Below are 6,019 nucleotides of genomic sequence, written 5' to 3'. Positions count from 1 at the left end.
CGCGCGCGCGGCGTGGAACTATCCGAACCCCATGCCGGGCTACGAGATGCTGGCTGACCGCGTGGCCGTCTACGCCGGGCCGCTGGACCGCGTGGTGCTGGGCGGAGAGACGGTGCAGCCGCAACCCGGAGGCTTCTACGGCGGGTGGGTGACGAAGGACCTCGCGGGCCCGTTCAAGGGTGTTCCGGGGTCGATGGGCTGGTGACCCGGGGTCGCCCTCGCCCGCGTTCCGCTATACCGATGACGGAGTGACCGGCTTCGTTGAGCGGAGAGACCGCGTCAACTGTCGAACGCCTGCGGAACGGCGGTGTACAGGTCGGCGAGCCAGGCCCGCGCGTTGCCGTCGGACGGCGCCCGCCAGTCGCCGCGCGGTGACAGTGAACCGGCGGGAGAGACCTTGGGGCCGTTCGGGATGGCCGTGCGCTTGAACTGCGCGAATCCGAAGAACCGTTGCAGGAACACCTCGAGCCACCGCGCGACCGTCACCAGGTCGTACGCCGGCCGCTCACCCTCGGGATAACCCGCGGGCCAGGTTCCGGCATCCGGATCCTTCCAGGCGTGCGCGGCGAGGAACGCGACCTTCGACGGGCGGAACCCGAATCGCAGCACGTGGTGCAGCGTGAAGTCGTGGAGGTTGTACGGACCGATGCGGTCTTCGGTGGACTGCATGCGCCCGTCCTGACCGGCCGGGACGAGCTCGGGGCTGATCTCGGTGTCGAGGACGGCCTGCAGCACCTCGACGGTGTCCGCGCTCAGCTCGCCGGCCGAGATCACCCAGCGGATGACGTGCTGGATGAGGGTCTTCGGTATGCCGGGATTGACCGAGTAGTGGCTCATCTGGTCGCCGACGCCGTAGGTCGACCAGCCGAGGGCGATCTCGGACAGGTCGCCCGTGCCCACGACGATGCCGCCGTTCTGATTGGCCAGACGGAAGAGGTAGTCGGTGCGGAGCCCCGCCTGCACGTTCTCGAAGGTGACGTCGTGCACCGGCTGACCCGAGGCGAAGGGATGCCCCATGCGGGCGAGCATCTCGGATGCCGCGGGTCGGATGTCGATCTCTTCGATCGAGGCGCCGACGGCTTCGGCGAGGGCGATGGCGTTGCGCTTGGTCTTCTCGCTCGTCGCGAAGCCCGGGAGCGTGTACGTGAGGATGTCGCTGCGGGGACGCCCCATGCGATCCATCGCCTGAGCGATGACGAGCAGGGCGTGGGTGGAGTCGAGGCCACCGCTCACACCGAGCACGGGCTTGGGATCCCCGATCGCCCGCAGACGCTGCACCAGCCCCGACACCTGGATGTTGAAGGCCTCATAGCAGTCCTGAGCGAGACGAGCGGGGTCGTCGGGCACGAACGGGAAGCGGTCGAGAGTACGGCGCAGGCCGATGTCGGTCGCGGGCGGCGCGAGCTCGAACGACACGGTGCGGAACTGCGGGCCGACCGTGCGACGGTTGTCGTCGAAGGTGCCCTGACGCAGGCGGTCCTGACGCAGCCGATCGAGATCGACGTCGGCGACGCTCCGGCGTGGACCATCGGGGAAGCGCTCGGTCGTCGCGAGCAGCTGTCCGCGCTCGTAGATCATCGTCTGGCCGTCCCACGAGACGTCGTTGGTCGACTCGCCCTGGCCCGCGGCGGCGTAGACGTACGCCGCGAGGCACCGCAGCGACTGCGACTGCGACAGCAGGGTGCGGTCGTCGGCGCGGCCGATCGTGATGGGGCTGCCCGAGAGGTTCGCGAGCACCGTGGCTCCGGCCAGAGCCGCGCCCGACGACGGCGGGATCGGAACCCACACGTCTTCGCACACCTCGGCGTGCAGCGTCAGCCCCGGCACGTCGACGGCGTCGAACAGCAGGTCGGGGCCGAACGGCACCGTGGCGCCGGCGACGGTGATGTGCTGGCCCGCCTGGTCGTCGCCGCGGGCGTACCAGCGCTGCTCGTAGAACTCGCGATAGGTGGGCAGGTAGGCCTTGGGGACGACGCCGAGCACCCGACCGCGGTGGATGACCACGGCGCAGTTGAACAGCCGATTGCCGTGCCGCAGGGGAGCGCCCACCATCAGCACCGGGAGGAGGTCTGCGGATGCCACGACGAGACGCCCGAGCGCCGCCTCGACCGCGTCGAGCAGGGGGTCCTGCATGACGAGGTCGTCGATCGAGTAACCCGTGAGGCACAGCTCGGGGAACACCGCGACGGCCACGCCCTCGGCGTCGCACGCGCGGGCGGAGTCGAGCACGGCGTCGCCGTTCGTCGCCGGGTCGGCCAGGGCGACGGGGATCGTGCACGCGGCGACCCGAGCGAAGCCGTGCCGGTAGACGCTCTCGAACGGCAGGTCGGTGATCACCCGTCCAGTCTGTCAGGTGCCTCCGACACGGTGGCAGTCCCTTCGCGGCCCGGTCCGGCCTGTGGAGGCACGGATCGTGATGTCGGTGGTCCCCGTTAGCGTGGGTTCCCATGCGGTACATCGAACAAGACGGGCGGATCGTCTGGAGCGCCAGCGATCTCAAGGCGGCGGCCGAGTGCGAATTCGCGTGGCTGCGCGCCATCGACGCCAAGATCGGCCGCATCGCCCCCGTCGACGACCCCGCAGACGCCACGCTCGAACGCGCCGCACAGCTGGGCACCGCGCACGAACTGCGGGTGCTCGACGACTACCGGGCCCGTCTCGGCGGCGCGGTCCGCGAGATCCCCGCCGCGCGTTCCTCCGACGCGGTCGCGCTCGCCGAGGCCGTGCGCCTCACCGACGCGGCCCTCGCCGACCCCACCGCCGAGGTCGTCTACCAGGCCGCCTTCGCCACCGACGAGTTCGTCGGCTTCGCCGACTTCCTCGTGCGCGAGACCCACCCCCGCCCCGACGGCACGCGGCCCTGGATCGTGCAAGACACGAAGCTCGCCCGCCGCGCCCGCGTCACCGCCCTCATGCAGCTCGCCGCCTACGTCGACCAGCTCGACCGCCTGGGCGTCACGCGCTCCGACCGCGTGGAGCTGCTGTTGGGCGACGGCTCGACGAGCACGCACCGTGTCGACGACCTGCTGCCGGTCTTCGAGCTGCGGCGCACGCGTCTGCGCGCTCTCATCGCCGACCGCCGCGTCGGGCTCGGTGTCGCCGGCCCGGTCATCGAATGGGGCGACGCGCGGGGTGACCTGGGCGTCGTGGCCTGCGGCCGCTGCGCCACCTGCGAGCTCGAGGTCGTCGCGCACCGTGATCTGCTGCTGGTCGCCGGCATGCGTCCGGTGCAGCGCGATCGGCTGCGCGCGGGCGGCATCCCCACCATCGACGCGCTCGCCAGCGCGACCGAGCCCCCGGCCGCGATGGGATCCGACACCTTCGTCTCGCTTCGCACCCAGGCGCGACTGCAGCTCGACAGCCCGGCGGGCGTCCCCACCGAGGCGACGCCGGCGCACGCCGTGCCCACCTACGAGGTCGTCGCACCCAAGTCGCTGGGAGTGCTGCCGCGCCCCGACCACGGTGACCTGTTCTTCGACTTCGAGGGCGACCCGCTCTACACCGAGGGCGTCGGCGCGCACTGGGGCATCGACTACCTGTTCGGTTGGGTCGACACGCGCGAGACCTACGGGGCGCTGTGGGCCCACACGTTCGACGAAGAGCGCGTCGCGCTCGAGCGATTCCTCGACATGGTGGCGCTGCGTCGTCAGCAGTACCCCGGAATGCACATCTACCACTACGCCCCCTACGAGCCCACCCATCTGCTCACGATGGCGGCCACCTACGGGGTGCGCGAAGCCGACGTCGATCGACTGCTGCGCGACGGGATCTTCGTCGACCTCTATCCCGTGGTCCGTCGCGCCCTGCGCGTGGGATCCCGCTCGTACTCGATCAAGAAGCTCGAACCTCTCTACATGGGCGACGAGGTGCGCACGAGCGATGTGCAGCGCGGCGACGACTCGATCGTGAAATACGTCGAGGCCCGGGCGCTCGCGGCCGACGGCGACGCGGTGGGTGCGCAGCGCGTGCTCGACGACCTCGCCGACTACAACCGCTACGACTGCGTGTCGACCCGCCGCCTGCGCGACTGGCTCGTCGACCGGGCGCGCGAGGCCGGTGCGGTGCCGGCCCACGGCGCCGATCCCGACGAGCAGGCCTACGAGCCTTCGCCCCGGGCGACCGCCCTGCAGCGGTGGGCCGCCGCCGTCGAGGCGGGCGCCGATTCTCCCGATGCGACGGCGCTGCGCCTCGCCGCCGCCGCGATCGACTACTACCCCCGCGAAGAGAAGAGCTACTGGGCGACGCACTTCCTGCGGTTGCGCGAGCCCATCTCGGTGTGGGAAGAGACGCGCGACGTCGTGGTCGTCGACGCCGCCCGCTCGCGGGTCGTCACGGATTGGCACATCGCCGAGTCGGGGCGGGGCTCCGAGCGCCGCCTGGTGGAGCTGCGCGGAGAACTCGCCCCCGGAACGCGCCTGAGCCCGGATGCCGAGCCCTTCGCCGTCTACGACCTGCCGGCGCCGTTCCCGCTCGACACCCGCCCGCGTTGGATCCACGGTGCCCGCCGGGTGACGGTGCGCGAGGTGCTCGATGACGGCGCGATCGTCGAAGAGATCGCCGCCGACGGCGTCACCTGGGACGACCTGCCGCTCGCCCTGACCCCGCCGGCCCCGCCGCGCGCGGGCAACCAGCAGAAGGCGATCGACGCGTGGGCCGACGCGGTGCTGACGGTCGCCCCGGCGATGCCCGACGGCGCCGCCGCCGACGTCCTGCGTCGAGTGCCGCCGCGCACCCGTTCCGGCGCCTTGGCACCTGTCACCGCCGTCGACGGCGCCCCGGGCGACGACGAGGTCACCGCCATCGCCCGCAGCGTGGCCGATCTCGACCACAGCTATCTCGCCGTGCAGGGCCCGCCCGGCACCGGCAAGACCTACGTCGGGTCGCACGTCATCGCCCGCCTGGTCGCCGAGCGGGGGTATCGCATCGGCGTCGTCGCGCAATCGCACGCGACGATCGAGCACATGCTCGATCAGGTCATCGCGGCCGGGGTCCCGGCATCCCGGGTCGGCAAGGCGCCGAAAGACCCGAGCGTCCCGCATGCCTTCACGGTGCTCCCGAAGAACGGCGTCGCCGCCTTCACCGCCGAGAACGCGGCGCAGGGTTTCGTCGTGGGCGGCACCGCGTGGGACTTCAGCCACGAGACGCGCATCCCCCGCGGCAGCCTCGACCTGCTCGTCATCGACGAAGCCGGACAGTTCTCGCTCGCCTCGACGATCGCCGTCTCGCTGGCCGCGCAGCGACTGCTGCTGCTCGGAGACCCGCAGCAGTTGCCGCAGGTGAGCCAGGGCACGCACCCCGAACCCGTCGACACGTCGGCGCTGGGGTGGATCATCGACGGCGCCGAGGTGGTGCCCGCCGAGCTCGGTTACTTCCTCGCGCGCACCCGGCGTCTGCACCCCGAGGTCGCGGGTCCCGTGTCGCGGCTGTCGTACGAGGGCCGTCTGGCCGCCCATCCGTCGACGGCCCTGCGCCGACTCGATGGCGTCGAACCCGGGGTGCACGTCGTCCCGGTGCGCCACCAGGGCAACTCGACCTGGTCGGCCGAAGAAGCGGCCGAGGTCACACGCCTCGTATCCGACCTCGTCGGCCGCGAGTGGACGGGGGCCGAAGGAGGGGCCGGTGATTCGGCCGTCGTGCACGAGCCGCGGCCCCTGCGCGCCGATGACATCATCGTGATCACGCCCTACAACGCTCAGCAGGTGGCCGTCGAAGAGGCTCTGGCCGCGGCGGGCTTCTCGGACGTCCCCGTGGGCACCGTCGACCGCTTCCAGGGCAAAGAGGCGGCGGTCGCCATCCTCACCCTCGCGGCGTCCTCGGGGCGCGAGGCGCCGCGTGGGTTGGAGTTCCTCCTGCTGCGCAACCGCATCAACGTCGCGATCTCGCGGGCGATGCAGGCGGCGTACGTCGTGTATTCACCCGCGCTGCTCGACGACCTTCCGCGGACTCCCGAGGGCGTGGCGCGCCTCAGCGCCTTCGCACGGTTGGTCGACGGAGTCGAGTGAGGGGCCGGGCTGCCCGA

2 protein-coding genes and 1 pseudogene are annotated in these 6,019 nt (G+C 71.6%); 2 read left to right on the top strand and 1 reads right to left on the bottom strand.

What is annotated here, in order from left to right; translation table 11 throughout:
• Positions 1-205: pseudogene (locus IFR11_RS14185) on the top strand (DUF427 domain-containing protein); the annotation flags it as partial.
• A 74-nt stretch (positions 206-279) separates the two neighbouring features.
• Here the strand turns inward: IFR11_RS14185 and IFR11_RS14180 are convergent.
• The gene (locus tag IFR11_RS14180; RefSeq protein WP_191916570.1) at positions 280-2,337 is read right to left on the bottom strand and encodes an NAD(+) synthase; all 2,058 of its coding nucleotides are present in this window, start codon (positions 2,335-2,337) and stop codon (positions 280-282) included.
• 110 nt (positions 2,338-2,447) lie between these two features.
• Here IFR11_RS14180 and IFR11_RS14175 point away from each other — a divergent pair, with 110 nt between their 5' ends.
• Positions 2,448-6,002, top strand: a complete 3,555-nt coding sequence (locus IFR11_RS14175) for a TM0106 family RecB-like putative nuclease (RefSeq protein WP_191916569.1) — start codon at positions 2,448-2,450, stop codon at positions 6,000-6,002.
• The last annotated feature ends 17 nt before the right edge of the window (positions 6,003-6,019 follow it).

The organism is Microbacterium sp. CFBP 8801, assembly GCF_014839455.1.
In the GTDB taxonomy this organism is placed as follows: Bacteria; Actinomycetota; Actinomycetes; order Actinomycetales; family Microbacteriaceae; genus Microbacterium.
Note: the sequence above shows the minus strand (reverse complement) of the source record. Positions and strands in the feature narration are given on the sequence as shown.

What these genes read in the sequence shown, in the direction of transcription:
- IFR11_RS14175 (WP_191916569.1), top strand. Translation starts at nt 2,448, where the DNA reads ATGCGGTACATCGAACAAGACGGGCGGATCGTCTGGAGCGCCAGCGAT.